13 protein-coding genes are annotated in these 17,911 nt (G+C 45.6%); 3 read left to right on the top strand and 10 right to left on the bottom strand.

Annotated features, from left to right (window positions below; all coding sequences use genetic code 11):
* Positions 1–87: 87 nt before the first annotated feature.
* From brxL to AWB54_RS13085, 10 genes are all read right to left on the bottom strand, one after another.
* Positions 88–2,124 carry a protease Lon-related BREX system protein BrxL gene (brxL, locus tag AWB54_RS13130; RefSeq protein WP_061215057.1) on the bottom strand — a complete coding sequence of 679 codons (2,037 nt, stop codon included), beginning with the start codon at positions 2,122–2,124 and terminating at the stop codon, positions 88–90.
* A 70-nt stretch (positions 2,125–2,194) separates the two neighbouring features.
* On the bottom strand, positions 2,195–4,750 hold the full coding sequence (gene pglZ / locus AWB54_RS13125) for a BREX-1 system phosphatase PglZ type A (protein ID WP_061215056.1): 2,556 nt from the start codon (positions 4,748–4,750) through the stop codon (positions 2,195–2,197).
* Between the two features lie 21 nt (positions 4,751–4,771).
* On the bottom strand, positions 4,772–8,317 hold the full coding sequence (pglX, locus tag AWB54_RS13120; RefSeq protein WP_061215055.1) for a BREX-1 system adenine-specific DNA-methyltransferase PglX: 3,546 nt from the start codon (positions 8,315–8,317) through the stop codon (positions 4,772–4,774).
* Between the two features lie 170 nt (positions 8,318–8,487).
* Complete coding sequence (gene brxC / locus AWB54_RS13115; RefSeq protein WP_061215054.1) at positions 8,488–12,042, bottom strand: BREX system P-loop protein BrxC; 3,555 nt, start codon at positions 12,040–12,042, stop codon at positions 8,488–8,490.
* A gap of 24 nt (positions 12,043–12,066) precedes the next feature.
* On the bottom strand, positions 12,067–12,633 hold the full coding sequence (locus tag AWB54_RS13110; RefSeq protein ID WP_061215053.1) for a DUF1788 domain-containing protein: 567 nt from the start codon (positions 12,631–12,633) through the stop codon (positions 12,067–12,069).
* A gap of 16 nt (positions 12,634–12,649) precedes the next feature.
* Positions 12,650–13,249 (bottom strand): DUF1819 family protein, encoded by a 600-nt coding sequence (locus tag AWB54_RS13105; protein ID WP_061215052.1) that lies wholly within the window; start codon positions 13,247–13,249, stop codon positions 12,650–12,652.
* A gap of 274 nt (positions 13,250–13,523) precedes the next feature.
* Complete coding sequence (locus AWB54_RS13100) at positions 13,524–13,730, bottom strand: type II toxin-antitoxin system HicB family antitoxin (protein WP_061215051.1); 207 nt, start codon at positions 13,728–13,730, stop codon at positions 13,524–13,526.
* A gap of 40 nt (positions 13,731–13,770) precedes the next feature.
* Positions 13,771–14,010 (bottom strand): HepT-like ribonuclease domain-containing protein, encoded by a 240-nt coding sequence (locus tag AWB54_RS13095; protein WP_235811187.1) that lies wholly within the window; start codon positions 14,008–14,010, stop codon positions 13,771–13,773.
* Between the two features lie 82 nt (positions 14,011–14,092).
* A complete protein-coding gene (locus AWB54_RS13090; RefSeq protein ID WP_394326498.1) occupies positions 14,093–14,389 on the bottom strand; it encodes a nucleotidyltransferase family protein in 297 nt (98 codons plus the stop codon).
* Between the two features lie 127 nt (positions 14,390–14,516).
* Positions 14,517–15,563, bottom strand: coding sequence for an S-layer homology domain-containing protein (locus AWB54_RS13085; RefSeq protein WP_061215050.1), 1,047 nt, complete (start codon positions 15,561–15,563; stop codon positions 14,517–14,519).
* A gap of 317 nt (positions 15,564–15,880) precedes the next feature.
* On the opposite strand from AWB54_RS13085, the gene AWB54_RS13080 reads away from it, so the two are divergent.
* From AWB54_RS13080 to AWB54_RS13070, 3 genes are all read left to right on the top strand, one after another.
* Positions 15,881–16,438, top strand: coding sequence for a LemA family protein (locus AWB54_RS13080; RefSeq protein WP_082736220.1), 558 nt, complete (start codon positions 15,881–15,883; stop codon positions 16,436–16,438).
* Positions 16,439–16,502: 64 nt separating this feature from the next.
* Positions 16,503–17,279 carry a TPM domain-containing protein gene (locus tag AWB54_RS13075; RefSeq protein ID WP_061215049.1) on the top strand — a complete coding sequence of 259 codons (777 nt, stop codon included), beginning with the start codon at positions 16,503–16,505 and terminating at the stop codon, positions 17,277–17,279.
* A gap of 143 nt (positions 17,280–17,422) precedes the next feature.
* Positions 17,423–17,839, top strand: coding sequence for a TOBE domain-containing protein (locus tag AWB54_RS13070; RefSeq protein WP_061215048.1), 417 nt, complete (start codon positions 17,423–17,425; stop codon positions 17,837–17,839).
* The last annotated feature ends 72 nt before the right edge of the window (positions 17,840–17,911 follow it).

Genomic DNA, 17,911 nt, shown 5'->3' with positions numbered 1-17,911 from the left:
TTCTATCACAGGATATATTATTTCTAACAGCGTAATGAAAATACAACACGAGCATAAATCTTAAACCGGTCCGGTTCATTCGCTTTCCTAGATGGCTCCCAGTGCCTTGAATACGGCATCAATCGCATCGGAATAGAATATCGGCTGTACTTTGATCAGCAGTTCGGGAGGTACGGTCTGCAGGTCAACAACCGATACGGCGGGGATGAGTATTCGCTTGGCTCCGGCATCTACGCAAACCTGCAGCACATTAGCGAAATCGGATATCTTTTCAATGGTCCCGGCCATGGTGATGTTGCCCAGCACGACCAGGCATTCTTGTACCGGCCGCTCCAGAGCGCTGGAGCAGAGACCGATAAACTCGGCCAGGGCCAGTTCGGAGGTAATACCTATCCCCTGCAGGTCGGAAGCATGCATCAGGTAGTCTTTGGTTTTGGTGCTGATGCCAGAACTGACGCTTTTGCAGTTGGAGGTAAAATATCTAAAAGCGGTATCAGCGGCTTCTTTTACTTCTTTCCGCGATCCCAATCCGGTCCTTTCAAACTTGCCGCTGCCAGATACAACCTGGTTTTCCAGTTTGTATACCCCGATTATCCCTGAGTCGTTCTTGCCCACCACATAAACATGGCCGGGTTTGCCCAGCCCCGCGGGGATAAGTTTGCCGCCGCCCTGTTCGGGAACCGTTACAAACTCCTCCTGCAAGCTTTCCCGGTCGATATAGGAAAAGTGTACATCGTAGAATTCCATGCCGCCGATCTTCTTGAGTTGCTCTTTTACCCGGCGCCGGCCCACCAGGGCATATCTCAATACTTCGGCCAGCTCATCTTTGTTAAAGTTACCGTCTGGATAGAGCAGTTTAATCATACCGGAAACCGTTTTGCGCACCGCAATAACATCACGCTGGTTGAGGTTGTTGCCCAGTTTAAAATACTTATCAATGGCATCGGCAAAGTTTTGTTTGCGCATCTCCCGCAGATATTCGGCCAGATAATCCACTATAAAACCATAATTGCTGGTGATAAGTTCAGGGCGCATTTTGGGAATCTCCCAGCCAGGCAGGTAATAATGCATGCGGTCAAAAAAGGCACTGTCATTGGCCATCTCTTCCGGAAATGCTGCGAAGAGATGGGAGGTTTTAATAAGAAAGTCCAGGCTTTCGTTGATATTGCCCACAAACACCATGGAAGCATTGGCATTCTTCTCTTCCTTGCCGCGAGCAAAGGAACCGGAAGCCATATAATCTTTCATTATTTGGATGCCGTCTTTGTCCTTAAATCTAATCCCCGCTACTTCATCAAAGGCTACACAATCCCACAGGCCTACCAATCCAATTGCTCGGGAAGCCATATTATAGAAGAGGTTGGCCACGGTGGTCTGCCCCCCGGAGATGAGAATTGAATTGGGTGATATTTCTTTATAAACATGGGATTTACCCGTACCCCGGGGCCCCAATTCACAGAGATTATAATTATTCTCCACCAACGGCAGCAGGCGTAGCAGCAAATGCCATCTGGCTTCGATTTCGAACTGGGTTGGTTCCAAACCGGTGGAGCGTATGAGCAGATTCATCCATTCATCCCGACTAAAGTATTTTCGGTTCTCCATAATCTCACTCAAATCCATATTGGGCATCTGTATGGGATTCAGGTTGGCGATGCGAAAGGGGTTGCTGCCCCGGCTTTCTTCATCAAAATAGTACTCCATCTTGAGCATGGCCCAGATTCCACCGGCCAAAAGCCTTTCAAACTTTTTCACATAGGCGGAGCTGACTTCCACTCCTTTGATGCCCAGGTTGGAAAACTCGGCCTCATAAATATCCCGCTTCTCATTAAGCTTGACCGTTAATTTATCAATAACCGTATAGCTTCCCCATTCCTTTATCCGCGACTTTATCTTCTCGGCTTCGTCCGGGCGGACAAAGTTATCTGATAGTATCTTTTTGACCCGCTCGACCCCTTCCAGGATGGCCTCCCCATCATCGGTGGCACAGTACATGCCCAGCAGGTATTCCAGTACATAAGTGGGCACATTGGCACCTTGCTTGATCATGCCGGTCAAATCCTTGCGTACCACCCGTCCGGCAAAATACTGGTTGAGTTTTGCATCCAGATTCAAAGCTTCCATAATTATTCGCCTCGCATCACTTGTATTGGTTTAGAGGGGACATCTCCCCTGGCGCTAAGCAGCTTGATAATCATAAATCGAAATCAGAACTTATGGCCAGGCTTATTTTATAAAGGATTCTATCTTCAATCAGCTCGGTTTCACAATCTTTTATCACCAGAAAATAATCTTTATTTTTGTCGTAGTTCCCTGCTTTCAAAGTGAATCGCAGCTTAAAGGTTCGCTCCGCCGCTTTATCTGATTTCCGGTCAGCTATGATGATCTCCCGGTTCGACAGCAGCAGGCCCGCTTCATCCTCCAGGTAAACCTCCACGCTTCGGGGAAGATACCTGTCCCCTACTTTCTCCGTCTGGAAAAAGTCCAGGCTGAAAAGATTATTGGTGATTTTGCGCGATTCATTCACCAGTTTCACTTTGACCTTGCGCTCTTCCTTCATCCTGGCATTAGAGCCGCGGGCCGCCTTGTATTTAATCAGGGGGATGACTACTTCCTGCAGAGAGGCTCCACCATGGACATAGTTGGCACCGGCACCCGGGACTTTGAAACGGATGGTGGCCCGGGGCACATAAACCACCGGTGGGCCTTGTTCCGATTGCAGGTAATCAGCTTTAAACATCATCAGGGCATCGCTCTCATACTCCTGGTAACCCAGCATATAGCGGCGTTTTTCTTCCCAAGCCCCCAGGGTTTCCTTTTTAATCTTATCGCTCTCCAGCAGCGGGTCCCGCTTATAAAGGAAGCCGTGGTCGGCGGTGATATAAATATTTACTCCACCTAAATCATCCCGGATAATGCGAATCAAGCGATAAATCTCTTTTATACTTTCCCGGGCGGCATCAAATACTTTGATTTCCGCCGCCGCTTTATCTCCGATGGCATCGATGCTGTTATGATACAGGTAAATCAGCTTCTTGCCCCGGATGAGTTCCCGACGCTGCTCCTTATTGAGGTCAATTATAGTTTGAAAATCGGTGGCCAGCGCTTCCGGCCATTCTTTTTTCAATACTAGTTCCCGTTCCAGCAAGCTATCGGTTTTATTGCCATCAGCCAGTATCTTCTGCTTCTCATTCAATATGAGTTCCCGGTGGGGTAAGAGGGCTGCCATACCGTATTTAGTAGCCGAGGGCAGAACCCCCAGCATATTACGCAACTGTGCCATTCCAGCTGTTTCAGCATTAAGGCGCTGGGCCAATTCGCAGGCTACTTCGTAGCGCAGGGCATCGGAAATAATAACAAAGCAGCGTCCTCCAGACTTAAGCCGCGGAGCCAGTTCTTTTTTGTAAAATTCTTGCTGAGCCTGAACCCCGGCAATGCTCCATCTTTTATTCTGTTCGGCAGTGAGCGCTGCCGACCAGGCGGTTCCCAATCCCTCCAGGAACCAGTTGCTGTATATATTCTCCACTACCTCCCGTATCGCTTTCAAAGCTTCAACTGGAGCCTGATCATAATTCCAGTAGAAATGGCGATAGTATAAGTCCATAAAATAGTATTCTTCAACATAGCGCTGCCAAAGCTCTTGACGGTTCAAAACGGGTATAGAAGGATGGGTCTGCATAAATTGCAGAATTTTAAAGACATAATACAGAGCTTCATATATATGCTGGTATTTATAATACCAGTGACGGCTGCGCCGGGTTCCGATAAAACCAAGGCAGAGGTCGTAATTCTCCGCCTGTTTGATAATAGAATCCCGCATATAGTTTAGAAACAGCTTATCAAAGGCTTCGAAGCTGTCACATTGACTTAAGTCTTCCAGCGCAAGATCTTCCAGGTACTCCCCTATGTTAAAAGCCTTTTCTATAGAAACCGCCAGGCGCTCATAGGCGGCGGCATCGCTTTTGTGATTCATCCATTGATCTACAAAGAAAATGCAGTTCTCTCGGCCCTTTTCAGCCAGGTAGTCCTTCAGCGGGGCCAACTGCTGGCTATCCAGGTTGCGGCTTAGGCTGCTGACCAGGACATGAGCGGCCAGTTTAGAAAGGGATGCTTCCTCTTTCATATAGCCGAAATATCCGGTCGCATGACGCCAAAAAACCTCCGCATCCATGTACTTGTTTATCTCGGAAAGGTAGCGGTTGGATTCCGTTTCCAGAGAGTCTCCCAGGACTTTCTTGAAAACACCCTGCAGGTCGGAAAACTTCAGACCACACAGGGCCGACATCATAGCTATTTCCAATTCGGACGCATCATAATAGTTCTTCCCGTAGGCCACCAGCCTCTTGCGGCGGGCGCTGTTTTTGAAAAACTTCTCATACTGCCTCACCTGTAATTTGAGCCTGGAATCAATACCCAGTTCCTCCATGTACAGCAAAACCCGGTTCGCTGAGAACTCACTAGAATAGAGCAGTATATCCAAGAGCCAGTTGTCCTCATCCCGGGCTGGTCGGCTGGTGGCATAGAGCAGGTAATTGGATTCCGGGTCTTCTACTTCCAGCAGGTATTTGCTGTAAAAATAATTGCTGTCCGTAAGCCGGTGCACTTTGGCGTGGGCCAGTCGAAGTTCATCAATGAGGTCAACAAATTGTTGTTCAATATCGTACCAGAAGATTATCCGGCGTTTTTGCCCTGAAGGCAAATGTTCTGCAAACCTGGCGTTCAGGCTCTTTTCTATCTGTTCTTTTTCCATAAGTCCCCCATCGCTTATAGCTTAAATTTTAGCTAGCAGCTCCTGCAGTTTGGCATAGTTTACCTTAACCCCGTCATCCAGGTCCAGGCTTATACGCATATCAGCATAGTGGTGTACCAGTTCATCATAGTTTTTAAGCTCCAATAGCTGCCGGTCCAACTGCAGCAGGCGTTTGGCGGCCCTGCGGGCCGAGCTGCTGCCGGCTTCTTCCGCAATAATTCTCTGCTGCTGTTGTTTCTCCACTTCCACGGCTTCCTGCAGGCGGTGCAGGTATTCGGTGCGCAAAGTGGCTATGGTGTCGGGCTGATAACGGTGCAAGTAGACCAGGCAGTTGAAGGCCTTCTCTTTGCCCGAGGTAAACAGCCAGTAAATGGGGCGCTTTTTGTAGCGCTGCACATGGTCTTTATAGAAATCGTTGACAAAATAGCGCCGGATAGTATCCCGGGCAGTTTCCTTACTACGGCGGCCCAGGGTGTCGGCGATATAGTCCAGGTTCTCTTCCAGGGTGGTTGCGCTGAAGGTGAGGCGGACAAATTCCGCGAAGCGGGTAACGATGTCATCCTGGAAATAGTCTTCGGCCAGGATGGGTATTACATTGTCCTGGTCAGCCGGGAAGCTTTTATACTGCCGGGGATCAAATTCGCCCCCAGCGAAAACCAGACCTTCTTTGTCCAGCGAGTAGCGGCCCAGCATGCAGCCTACCGCATAGGAGATATACTCCTTGATGGTATCGAGCAGCAGCAGGGCCTCCAGTTCTTCGTCCGGTTTATTGACCGCGTAGCGGTAATAAGGGTTGCAGGTCAGGGTTATTTCGTTTAATGGCACCTCCGGGCTCAGCTCATCCTGCAAGCCGTAAGCTTCGATAAAGATGCGGTTGTTTTCTTCTTCCAGTTGCTGCATTTCCCGGGTCATCTCCCGCCAGTGCTTACGAAGAGCGCTGTAGCTTTCCTGTAAATATGGTTGATGGTATTCGGCTTGCAGTAAAGGAAGTCGGGTAAAATCCCAGGAAGTTTCGTAGGAGTCCCAGTCCAAACGAGAAATAACAAATAGTCGGTGGGAGAAAATCTTATTATGATCAATAGACTTGGTTATGGGAATTTTAATAACATCGCCTGCTTCAAAATTTAATGTTGGAGAAAATACATTTAGATAATAAGAAGCGACTTTGGTATTCAATATTGAGTATACAATACTTAATTTATTTTTATCCAAATCATAAAGAGTCTTACTTCCAGTACCAGGTATTACACCATTAGTAACTTTTCGACAAGAAAACCGCCCTGATGATACAGCTGACCAAGTTAAACCTTCCCTGAAAAAATACTCAAGGTTAAAGAGGCGTCTTGACCAATGCGTGGTCTCTGGATCTTTATGGTTATGAGTAACGAAATACTTAATTTCTTCGCCTTCGTTTTCCCAATTTATTACGGTATCATTATAACCAAACCATCTTCGATTTCCGCCACCTTTGTTATATGGATACCACTTTGCTGTTGATTCATTCGCATCCTGATGGCTTTTACAATTTTTGTTTATGGCTGCAAAACTAACTTCAAACCATCGACGCAAAAAAAGATCAGAGTTACATGATGACATACCTGATTTTGCTTCTGATAGTTCTTCAAGTATCATTAAATTCTTGAAGTTATTTACTGCTGTATTGGAAATCCAATAAGCAATCGGTGAGCCGGGGATTTTCTTAAAATCAGCGGCGGAAGCATAATAAGGATTCATGCGGTTTAATTTTAAGTCCTTTTCTTTATCTGCTTCGCAATTTCCCTCCACAAGCCTTAAATAAGCACTTTTATAGTTTGGGTGTTTGGATTTTTCAATAACAAATGCAGTGGTGGAAACGACCTCTCCACCTATGCTATCAAAAGCCCTGGCTCCCAGGTGAGCCATAGATAGTATGGCATCTTCGTCCAGTATTTTCTCCCGTAGTTTTCCAAAGGAAGATAGAAACATCCAGCTCTGCATCGTAATCATACTAACGGCACCCTGTTCAACTGCCAGGTCAAGATTCCGCTCCATAAACATCGCAAATAAATCTGATTTGCTATCTGGATAGTTCTTTTCCGCGAACACCTTCAGTCTTCCATTCATCCCCCTCCCCCCCATATAGGGAGGGTTGGCGATAACCACATGGTATTTGGTGCTCAGGTAATCAGCCTGTTGCAGGGCTTTTAAGACCTTGCCATGGGTAGCATTGAGAAATAGGTTGCTGCCCAGGTCTTTGTCTTCTAAAAGCTGCCGTACATCGCTTACATTTTTCATCCGGGGTCGGATCAGCGAGCCGAAGTTATCGGCCTCCTCGAATTGACCCAGGGTGGTATTGAGTTCTGCCGTAAACAGGTTCTCTCCCACCTCATCCATATAGCTCTGCAGTTCATCTTTTTCCAGGGGGATGTTTTGCAGTATGCAGATATGGGGCGGTACTGGCTGGCGGAAAAAACGGTGGTATTTGCTGCGGGCCTTCATGGTAAGGGCGAAGGCCGCCAGTTCACCGGCCCTTTTATCAATTTCCATGCCATAGAGGTTGTGAGCCAGTATCTTGCCGGGAATTTCGGCAGCTTGATAGCCGCACTCCTCGTAGATGGCATAAAGCAGGTCAAAGGCATAGACCAGCATGTGTCCGGAGCCGCAGGCCGGGTCGCAGATTTTTATCTCCTCCGGAGAGCGTATGATCAGGAAGGGGGGTTCACCGGGCTGTGAGGATTCGGGTTTGATATAGTAGTCCATCTGTTCCAGCAGCCTGGATTCGGGATGATTAAGCATCCAAAGCCGTCCCAGGGAGTTTTCCACCAGGTAGCGCACTATCCAATGAGGGGTAAAAAGCTGGGTAGCGGCAGGAATGTTTTCCGGGCTGATCTTTATATTCTTTTTCAGTTCGGCAAAGACCTGGTCTTTTTTCTCGGATATGTAGTACTGGTACAGCCAGCCAATTATCTCTACATCCTGCCAGTCTTCTTCCGGGATGTTTTCCGGATCGGTCATGGCCCGGAGGAAAGAGCCTTCCTGGAGCAGGTTGTCAGGAAAAAGGATTTCGCTATAATCTTCCACCGGTTCAAAAAGGAAGGGCAGGATTTTATTTAAGCTATTGCATTGCTTGATAAGCAAATATTTAAAAAGGCTGTTGCTGTCATTTTCTTCCTTGAAATTGATTACTTTATTCTTATCAATATCCAGATCAAGATGCAGGGCTTCCCGCATGATATCCGGTTCAACGCTGTCAGGCACAGTTGAAGACAATACCCGGGTTTTGCTGGGCAGGTAGTTGTTGACCTCCAGGTAGCGCAGGGCGCAAAAACGGTTAAACCAGGTGTAGGCAACTTCTTCTATCACCCGCTTATAACCCCGGGAGCGGATTGCTTCGATCAGGCTGTTTCTTTGCTTTACCTGGGTGGGGTCCAGGGCTTTTCCATTTATGTAAAGCGCATCACTGGATTCAATCCGGGCCTTTTTTATTTTGTCTTCGCTTATTCCCAGTTCGTAAGACTTTTGCTGCACTCTTTCCATAAGCTCATTACGAGCGTTGACGGCAAAACTGCGAATAAAAGACTTGTTCATTTTATTTTATTCACCTTCCTTTTAGCATCAGAAGAAACTGCGGAAGTGTTTTAACGAGAGCGCTACAACGAGGCGGAGAATTAGAAACCACCGCTGTGTTAATAGTAACCCAGCCGCTTAGCGGGAATAATTTTTCGCCTCGTTGTAGTAAGCTATAAGCTATAGTTTAGCTATGGCATGAACTTGATTATCTTACTTTCCCGGATAAGTTGTTTCAATCTCCGTCTTAAATGCTCCAGGTATTGCTCCACATCATTTTCTGTCTGCAGGCTGCCGGCAAAAGCCAAATCCCTATATTCTATTACATAGAGCTCTGGCTCTTCTACTCCAGTACCGGTGCCGGTAGATGGGGGATGCTGCTTTTTGGCGGCCTGTTCAATTTCTTTTTGAATTTTTTCGCAAAAATCAACACTCTGAATAATAACTGCATCAAGGCGCTCAAAATTCAGGCTTTCATCTATATAAAGGTATTTGGCCTGGTACCAGTTTTGGACATTTTCCCAGTAACTGCGGCGATCTTCATGGCTCAAACCATAGTGTTCCAGAATCTTTAAAAGTATGGTGCAATCCTTTTCAATCTTACTACGACTGCCAGCTTTCTTGGAATCTAAGAGCTCCTGGTATTGCTCTTCCAGCCAGGCGGCCAGCTCCGGAATCTGAATGATTTTAGAGTAAGGTGAGGGAGCATCCACGATTTCCGCCAGTTCCCGGGCCTTGCTCATAAAGCCTGCTTCCTGCAGGTAGCTTTGATTGTTGTTGATTCGCTCCAGTATGGCCAGTCCTTTATCAAATATTTGGCGCTGGTTTTTAAAAAAGCCTTCTACCCTCTTCATATCTTCGTCCCAGTCCAGCAGATCGTCTTCATGTTCTTTGAGTTTATTGAGCAAGCTTATATGATCTTGTTTACACCCCTCAATTTCCTTAAAGATGATTAAACCTTGGTCTATCACCTCTTTGCCGGGGTATTTTTTGCCTGCATACTGGCTGAGATATTCTTCGTGCACTTGCAATTTCCGGGCCTTGATCTCTTCCAACAAGCGTTTGATCAAACCATCTTCATCAGAGGGCAGATCTATAAGATTGAATAATTCCTTGCAGAGATCCCGGGCTACTTTTATCAGATCGGGATCTACATTTACTCGTTTTTTAAGCAGCAACTTATCTACCTCGGTCTTTTTGCGTAAATAAGTGACCACGCTTTTATCATCACTTTCCAGGTAGTTGCCCTGGTAGAGCAGGCGAATCTTCTGTTGTTTGAATAAATTGGCCACCAGCCCGGCGATATCGATCTCCCTCCAACCAAAGGGCTGGTCTTCAAACTTGTCCAGGATATTTTTCATGCTGGTCTGCAGGTGTTTCATATCCTGTAAATCTATATAGCTCATCACTTCTTCCGCCGCCAGGTGGTTGGGAGCGGAACCTTCTCCCGCCAGAGTAAGCTGTTCTTTATCACCCTGCAAAATAGCCTCTATATCCGCATCGCTGTCCAGGTACTTTTTGATATAAGGAAGCTTGTAATATACACTATCGACCAGCATTTTCAAAGCATGGTTTATCCGTTCTTTGGGGCTAGCCCCCCGGGCTTCGATTCTCTCTCCGTTAACATAATATCTTCCGTTTAACAGGGCTTCTTCCAACATGCTTTTGGCTCGTTTCTTGCGCTCAGCTGCTTCTTCCTGCTTCTCCAGCATTATTTTCTTTAGATTGGGCGATATGCCTTCTTGTTTTTTGATTTTGTCAAATCGCTCAATCTTCAAGGCCTGGTGCATTTCGTCAAAGTAATCGCTGTTATCATTCAGGCGAATAATCAAATCATTGGCAGCAGCCGAGGCCATCTTGAGCGCAGCATCATCGGCATCAAAAACGTCTGATTCGCTGGTAAGTACGCGCAACCCGATACGAGCGCTTTGATGGCCTATGGTGCTTTCATCGATTTTACTGTTGAAAGAAAAAGGATAGCGCTGGCTGTATTTATATTTCTGGTCTTCATAAATATCGTTAAAGATGTAGCGGCCAATTTCGGAAACCACCAGAGTGCTGTCCACAAAAGTATTTCTTATTTCCCGATTGATGTCCTGTTCATCATCGGTCAAAAAGCGGTACTCATCGGCGTTCTTCTGCACATAATTCTGGGCTATGAGGCGGGTCAGGGATTTTTGAATTACGCTTTTTAAACTCAGTTTATCCTCATCTATACTGCTGACCATAAGCATAGCAATATTGTCTACATGGGGAGGAATGTCGCCTACATAACGGATCAGGAATAAGAGCTTTAGAACTTCTACATCGAAAGCTTCCAGACCCTCCCCTTTGGCGGCTCCTTCTGTGGCCCGGGCGATAACCCGTTGAATGCTGCCATCCAGGAATTCGTGCACTGAATCATAAAAAGCCTGAAAGGGAACCAGTACCCCGTCTTCTTCACCGGCCAGCTTTTTAGCCGCATCCTGGAAAGCGGAGAGCATGGAACGCTCCCCTTCGGACAGGTGCTTGCCGCTGGCCCCATGACGGCGAATCTGGTTGAACACCTCCTGCAAGAGTTTGAATTGATAAGGAACAAAGGGATAAGTTTCGGAAAACTCATCTTCACCGGAATATCCCTTGAGATCGGCTACGGTTCCTGTGGTAAAGTGAATCAGGTTTTTCAAGGCGGCTGAATTCTCCTGGTAAAGCAACTTCAATTTATCCTGGGCGAAATCGTTCTTTTCCAAAATGCGCTTCTTAATAACTTCGTCTACTGAGGCGGAAGACAGGCTCAAGCGGGTGCGGAAGCGGCCCTGAATCTTGGAAAAGTCGTTGCCTTTTACTTTGGTGACGGCATCAATATCTTCCTGTGAGGTTACAATAACCCATACCTTGCCGTGGCAGTGAGTCCCCAGGTCTTCAACCACTGTCTGCAAGTTCAGCATCAGTTGAGGATTATCCCCGATATACTGGCCAATCTCATCCACCAGGAAAATCAAGTGAAAGTTTTTCCCCTGGCGGTTTATGTATTCTTTTACTTCCCGGGCGAACTGCTCAATGCTTATATCCTGGCTCCGGTTATGGTTAAACCAGTTGCGGGCGCTTTGTTCCGACATGGCAGTAGTTTTTATCAGGGCTTCTACGATAGCATCTTCATCAAAAAGGAAACAATTGCGCCGTTCCAACCAGGGTTCTCCTTTTATAGCCGCAAAGTTGGCCTGGTATTTATCTAAAACCCCTTCTTTGCTCAGGAATTTCTCCAGTTCAACCACCTTGAAATCATCCCCATAATACCCCAGGTGTTCATAGAATACTTTGGCAAAGACCTTGAGGATAGCTTCTTTATCGGACTTGACTCCCAGGGGGCTTTTGGAATCAATGTTAAAGAGGATGGTTTCGCAGTTTATCTGGGCAGCCCGCTGAATATCGGCATAAACAGCAGGATCGGCAATTTTGTCGGCAAAGAAATCAGCCGGTTTTTGGCCTTTTACCTCTTCATTGTCCAGCAAGTAAGAGAGAATTTTAAGAAAGTGAGATTTACCGGAGCCAAAGAAGCCGGATATCCAAACTCCCATTTCATCGGTAAATCCATCAATCCCCTTCTGATAATTCTGGTAAAACGAAGAAAAATGTTTGAGCAATTCCCGAGTAACCACATATTCATCCAGTTCCTGAAAACGGTTAGTTTCATCATCCTGAGCTACCTTGATTACACCCTTTATCTCCCGATCAATGTTTTTGACAAACATTTCCCGAAGCAGCATAGTCCAATCCCCCCCATTCTCTGTTTATTTAATCAACTGAAAGGCCCGATAGTAATTATCATCATTGAAACGATTAAAGAGTTTTAATGATTGTCCATCATATGTTCCCGGAAAAAACATCACCACCGGTACTTCATCCAATACATGATGCAGGTTGTTAAGGATATTGTGCGAGCGCATGAATGGATAGACTTTACCTACCCCGGTTATAAAGATTACATCGCCGGGCTGGTACTTCTGGTTAATTTTGGCTATATAGGCATCGGTGCCGGCCACATTAATGATAGCTTCCCAAAGCTTTTCCCGGCCTTTCTTCTCCTCCATAACCGGCACCTGAGACTGAATCTTTTTTTCCCGGATTATCTCCAGCAGGATTTCATAAAGATCATATTCGATAATGCGGCGATCCGAAGCGGGATGGTTTAATTCCTTCTTAATATGTTTGATATAATCCCGCACCAGCAGCTCATCTTTGGGGTCATAATCAAATATGTAAAAACCGGTTTCGTTGCCCAGGCCTTTGTTGTGTATGAAGGCTTCTGATTCAATTTTGGGAATAATCTGTTCCAGTTTTTTTCTGCTGTTGGACATGCTTCCATCTCCCGATTTAAGTATTGATCCCCATAAATTTAAGCAAGTGGAGCTCACCGCTTTCAGCAAAATGACCAACTACCTCCGGTTCCAGGCTGATTCGATGCAAGCGGCCACTATCGCTCTCATCTAAAATACCGCTTTCTTTTAGAATTCGCAGCAGCACTTGTTTAAGCTTTTTTATGGTAAGATCTTTCCAGGCAGCTACCTCCTGGCTTTGTTCCCGCTTCATCAGGAAAAACTCATTCAAGTCTTTTTTCTCCAGGGGCATATTACTGGCAAACTTCTCTCCTATAACCTCGCTAACCAACTCCAGCATCAGGCGATTGGTTTTCGTAATCGCGTATAGATTAATAAGCCGGGCGGTTGCAGAGGGCTTTTCCGCCAGGTAAGTGAGCATAACCTCATCCAGGGCGTTAATCCTCTTCAAGGCGGTATTGCTCCTTTTGGGGATACTCTTTTCGGTAGCATATTGGAAGAGATTATGTTTTTTTATCTCCATGCGTATTTCTTTATCGCTCAGTCCCGCCAGCTTAAGCCGGGCTACTTGCCTGCTTTCATAAAATAGAAAGGGCTCACCGGTTAATGAAGCACTGTAATGCAAATTATTTGCCACTAATTCCACTCCAACAATATGAATAATGGAAAATGGGTAATTCCAGGCCCGGCCTGATGGGTGGTCAAATCATAACCATTATACAACAAAATACCCTGGTATTTCATGTTAAATGAGCCAAATAGCGAAATATGCCGAGCTGATAGCAGGTAAAAAATAAAAGGGAGCATAACTACTCCCCTGTTTGACAAATTTAGTTGTGCACATAAACCCATCCTGCTCGGGTAAAGGCTCTTAACGCTTTCTGCCCTGAAATTACCGGAATGGGTGGCATCTATAAGGCAACCTCCAATTCCGCAATTTCTTCCACTGGCGGTAACCCCATTTCTTTTCTTACCTGAATACAACCTTCGATTGCTTCTTTAATATTTTCAATTGCTTCTTCTTTTGTTTTCCCTTGAGAAATACAACCTGGAATGGCTGGACATTCCGCAATGATCCAGCCACTTTCTCCCGGGGTTATTATTATCGGCAGTTTCATGGTATCGCTCCTTACCTTAAACAGCTATATTTTGATTATATCAGCAAATTATTTGGTTTAAAGCATTTTTTACTGGGGGTAGTTCTCTTATAATAATGTTCCAAATTATTTTGAGATCAACCCCCATATAATCATGAATTAAGACATCTCTCATGGCGGCCATCTGTTTCCGGGGTATCTGTGGGTTTTCCTGTCTAAATTGCGAAGATAACTTTTTGGTGGCCTCGCCAATGATCTCCAGGTTTCTAATCACTGCGTCTTGAATAATTGGCGAACTCATAAAAGCATTTTACCGGAACTGCTGTATTGTTCAATCTTATTTATACTTGTTAATATGTGTTCGATATACAACAGGTCATTTTTCATAATGTAATTGCCTCATTCATTATAGAAACTGCGATTTTTTTGTGTAGTGAATCAGGAGTAACAATATCCACTTTGCGATTATATATTTCTTCAAGATCCAGTTTCAGATTTATTAAATCAAACAATGAAGCGTTTTCATCAAATTCAACCAGCAGGTCAATATCGCTATCTGCTTGCTCTTCTTTTCTAGCCACAGAGCCAAATATTCTTATAGCCCTTGCTCCATGTTTTCCGGCAATTTGTTTAATTAAGTCTCTGTCTTTTTGCAGTTGTACTAATATCGATTTTTCCACCTGGCTTCACCTGCTTGATTTAGATGCTTGTTTCATTATAGTAAATATATGGATATGTTTCAGGCTCAGTAGAACAGTTGGCTGAAGAATTCGATTCTATGAAAACATATGTCAAATAGATTTAGTATTAATTTAACAATGGGAATTTACTATATCTTTCCAGGCAGTTTTGCAGAATTATGATAGCTTCGGCTTTGCTCAAAGGGTTGCCAGCCTGAAAGCTTCCATCAGGATAGCCCTGGATAATCCTGGCTGCATAAGCCTTATTGATTCCCTTTTGCGCCCACTCAGGCAAAGAATCCTTAAAGGGCGCGGGCTCCGATGCAGCAACTCCAAATAGCGTACCTGCCAAATGGGCTGCTTCGGCTCGTGAAATACTTTGCTCGGGTTGCAAAACCCCTCCTGCATAGCCCTTCACCAAGCCCCCCTCAATCAAGGGGAGAATTCTATCAATATCTGCTTGTTCTTTACTGATATCAGCAAATAAATCAGCAGCTACTATATTTCCATTAATGGACTTTAGTGGCGAGGCGGAAAACGATCCGGCCAACCGGGCTAGATGGGTAAAAAATTCCCGGCGGCTGATTTCCCCTTCCCGGTCTTCCAGATATTCTTCTGCTATTTCAACAAAGGAAGCTATCCGGGTTTTGCTGTAATTGTCCTGGTTAAAGAGAAAATTAATCACCATGATATCACCGCTGCTGTCAAGATGGCTGAGTTCAATGGTCAGAGAACGAGGAGCAGCAGCGATAAAGCTAACCCCGGGCTTAGCGGCAGAATCACAAATCTGATTCTTCTTCCCCTCGAACTGCTCCGGCCATTCCACATAATTGCGGTAGTTGGATTCATCGGGAACCTGCATATAGCTGATTCCCCAGGGGAGTATGACCATTATCTTCTGCCCCTCTGACAGCGGAACCGCTACACCTGCTTTTCCAGTAATCTGTACGCTGCCCAGCTCTCTGTTTTCCCCATAGGAAACCGTGGGCGCAGATAAAACCTGGTTTATGGTATTGCCCTCCTGCGCATCTCCCTCATCATTAATGCGGTCAGGATCACATATCCTTACTTTTATATCAGTATCGGCCAAAACCTGGGTTGGCGAAAAAAACATTATAGCCAGTGCAGCAATAAGCATCGTAATAAATACTATCCATTTTCTCCGGATAGCCATAAATATCACTCCTCCGCTTGATTAGTTCATAACCATTATACAACAGAAAGCCCTGGTATTTCACGTTAGCCTGCATCTTGCCGCTACCGCCGGCGATACAAATAGCGATGAAATGAAAAAGTATTTTCACGTTAAATGACCTCTCACACCTTGCTATGGTTAAATTCCACCCCCAGCACCCGGAGATTCAGAAGCCAACAGAATCAGCCAGGCAGTATCCCCTCACTCCAAACTTTTCTGATTAGTCTTTAATAGCTTAAATGAATATTATACAATTAGACTTGTTAGAGATATTGTTTGAAGGGGAGGTAAAATCTGTGAAAAATCGGACTCTGTTAATTGTGCTGGCGGTTTTGCTCATCATGCTGGTTGCGGGTATTTCCACCTATAATGGCATGATCACTGCCAACGAACGCATCGACAACAAGTGGGGGGATATCGATACTCAACTGCAAAGACGCTCTGACCTGATTCCCAATTTGGTTAGCACTACCAAAGCCTATGCTGCCCAGGAAAAAGAAATATTTACCCAGGTGGCCGAAGCCCGCAGCAAACTGGCGGGAGCAAATTCAGTGGGAGAAAAAGCTCAGGCCGATGCCGAATTGAGTACGGCGCTCAGTCGTTTGCTGGTTGTGGTGGAAAGATACCCGGCTTTAAAGTCGGATGCCAACTTCCGTCAACTGGCAGATGAACTGGCCGGAACCGAAAATCGTTTGGCGGTAGCACGCCGGGATTATAATGAAGCGGTTCGGGATTACAATACCCGAATTAAGAAGTTCCCGGCCAATATGTTAGCCGGCATGGGCGGTTTTGCGGCCCGGGATTACTACAAAGCCCAGGAGGGAGCCCAGGAAGTACCCCAGGTTAATTTTTAGACCAGAGTTTTAAGGAAATGCTTCCAGTTGTTCCTTACTCCATTTAGCGTCAGGAGATGATTATATGCGTAAAGCTTTTTTTATACTGGCAGCTGCGATGACGCTGCTGTTATCCACAGCCTCAGCTATTGCGGCTATGGACTTGCCCCAGCCTGACCGCAATTTCTACTGTCTCGATCAAGCCGACATGCTTTCCGAAGAAAGCGAGAATGCCATAATAAATACCAGTAAGAACCTGCAGCAAAAGACCTCGGCCCAGATCGTAGTGGTTACGGTGCCTACTATCGGGGAAGATGCAGTCCTGGAGGATTATTCCCTGGAGCTTTTTCGCCAATGGGGTATAGGAGATAAAGAGAAGAATAATGGAGTTTTACTGCTAATTGCCCAGAAAGAGCGAAAAAGCCGTATTGAAGTAGGCTATGGCCTGGAGGGAGTACTGCCTGACGGAAAAACTGGCCGGATTCAGGATGAAAACCTGATGCCATATTTTAAAAATGGACAATATGATGCGGGAATTATTAATACCTATAATGCTTTATTAAAGGAAGTTTCCCAAGAATATGATATCCCCTACCAGCCTGCTTCCGGTGGTGAGAAACCTGTGGCCCAGGAGGAGGATGAAATGTCCTGGCCTGCTATCATTTTCATACTTATAATACTTTATATCATATACCGCAAAACACGCGGCAGAGGTTCTTCGGGTAGAGGGCCTGGCGGCAGTGGCGGAGGAGGATATTATGGTGGGGGCGGGTATTATGGAGGCGGAGGTTTTGGTGGCGGCGGCGGTAGCTTCGGGGGAGGCGGCTCAGCCGGCGGAGGCGGGAGCAGCCGTGGCTGGTAACGGGGGGCTTATTTCACCTTATTATAGGTATTTACCAATAATAATGATAAATATATATGATTTGTTATATAAGGGATGGGATGCTACTATGTAATTACCATAATATATATTTGTTGCTAATGACAGCAGAAGGGAGGAAAAATATGAATATTAGTGCAAGAAATCAGTTAAAAGGGAAAATCGTTTCTATTCAGGAAGGTACAGTTAATGGCATGGTTGCTTTAAAAACAGATGGTGGTGATACCTTTACTTCTACTATTTCCAAGGAAGCTGTAAAGGAACTGGGATTGGCCCCAGGCAAAGAGGCGATTGCCGTTATTAAGGCTACAGAAGTAATGATTGGTCTGGGAGAGATGAAGCTCAGTGCCAGAAATCAACTGGCCGGTGAAATTGTAAATGTTCAAGAAGGTGCAGTAAATGCCATCGTAACGGTAAAAACCGATGGTGGGAGCACACTTTATGCCACTATTTCAATGCTTGGTATAAAGGAACTGGGAATTGCGCCCGGAGTTAAAGCAAAAGCGGTGATTAAGGCTACATCGGTTATGATAGCGGTCTAAATCAAATAAGAATATCCAGACTATTATTGAAGGCTTTGTGGGTATTTAGGACAAGTGTCTTGGAAAACTACA

It is taken from the genome of Syntrophomonas wolfei subsp. methylbutyratica (assembly GCF_001570625.1).
GTDB lineage: Bacteria > Bacillota > Syntrophomonadia > Syntrophomonadales > Syntrophomonadaceae > Syntrophomonas > Syntrophomonas methylbutyratica.
Note: the sequence above shows the minus strand (reverse complement) of the source record. Positions and strands in the feature narration are given on the sequence as shown.

Bases quoted from the DNA above. Each gene is read 5' to 3' on its own strand.
- pglZ (WP_061215056.1), bottom strand. From the start codon at position 4,750: ATGGAAAAAGAACAGATAGAAAAGAGCCTGAACGCCAGGTTTGCAGAA.
- AWB54_RS13095 (WP_235811187.1), bottom strand. From the start codon at position 14,010: ATGAGTTCGCCAATTATTCAAGACGCAGTGATTAGAAACCTGGAGATC.
- AWB54_RS13100 (WP_061215051.1), bottom strand. From the start codon at position 13,730: ATGAAACTGCCGATAATAATAACCCCGGGAGAAAGTGGCTGGATCATT.
- AWB54_RS13075 (WP_061215049.1), top strand. From the start codon at position 16,503: ATGCGTAAAGCTTTTTTTATACTGGCAGCTGCGATGACGCTGCTGTTA.
- AWB54_RS13110 (WP_061215053.1), bottom strand. From the start codon at position 12,633: ATGTCCAACAGCAGAAAAAAACTGGAACAGATTATTCCCAAAATTGAA.
- brxC (WP_061215054.1), bottom strand. From the start codon at position 12,042: ATGCTGCTTCGGGAAATGTTTGTCAAAAACATTGATCGGGAGATAAAG.
- AWB54_RS13070 (WP_061215048.1), top strand. From the start codon at position 17,423: ATGAATATTAGTGCAAGAAATCAGTTAAAAGGGAAAATCGTTTCTATT.
- pglX (WP_061215055.1), bottom strand. From the start codon at position 8,317: ATGAACAAGTCTTTTATTCGCAGTTTTGCCGTCAACGCTCGTAATGAG.
- brxL (WP_061215057.1), bottom strand. From the start codon at position 2,124: ATGGAAGCTTTGAATCTGGATGCAAAACTCAACCAGTATTTTGCCGGA.
- AWB54_RS13085 (WP_061215050.1), bottom strand. From the start codon at position 15,563: ATGGCTATCCGGAGAAAATGGATAGTATTTATTACGATGCTTATTGCT.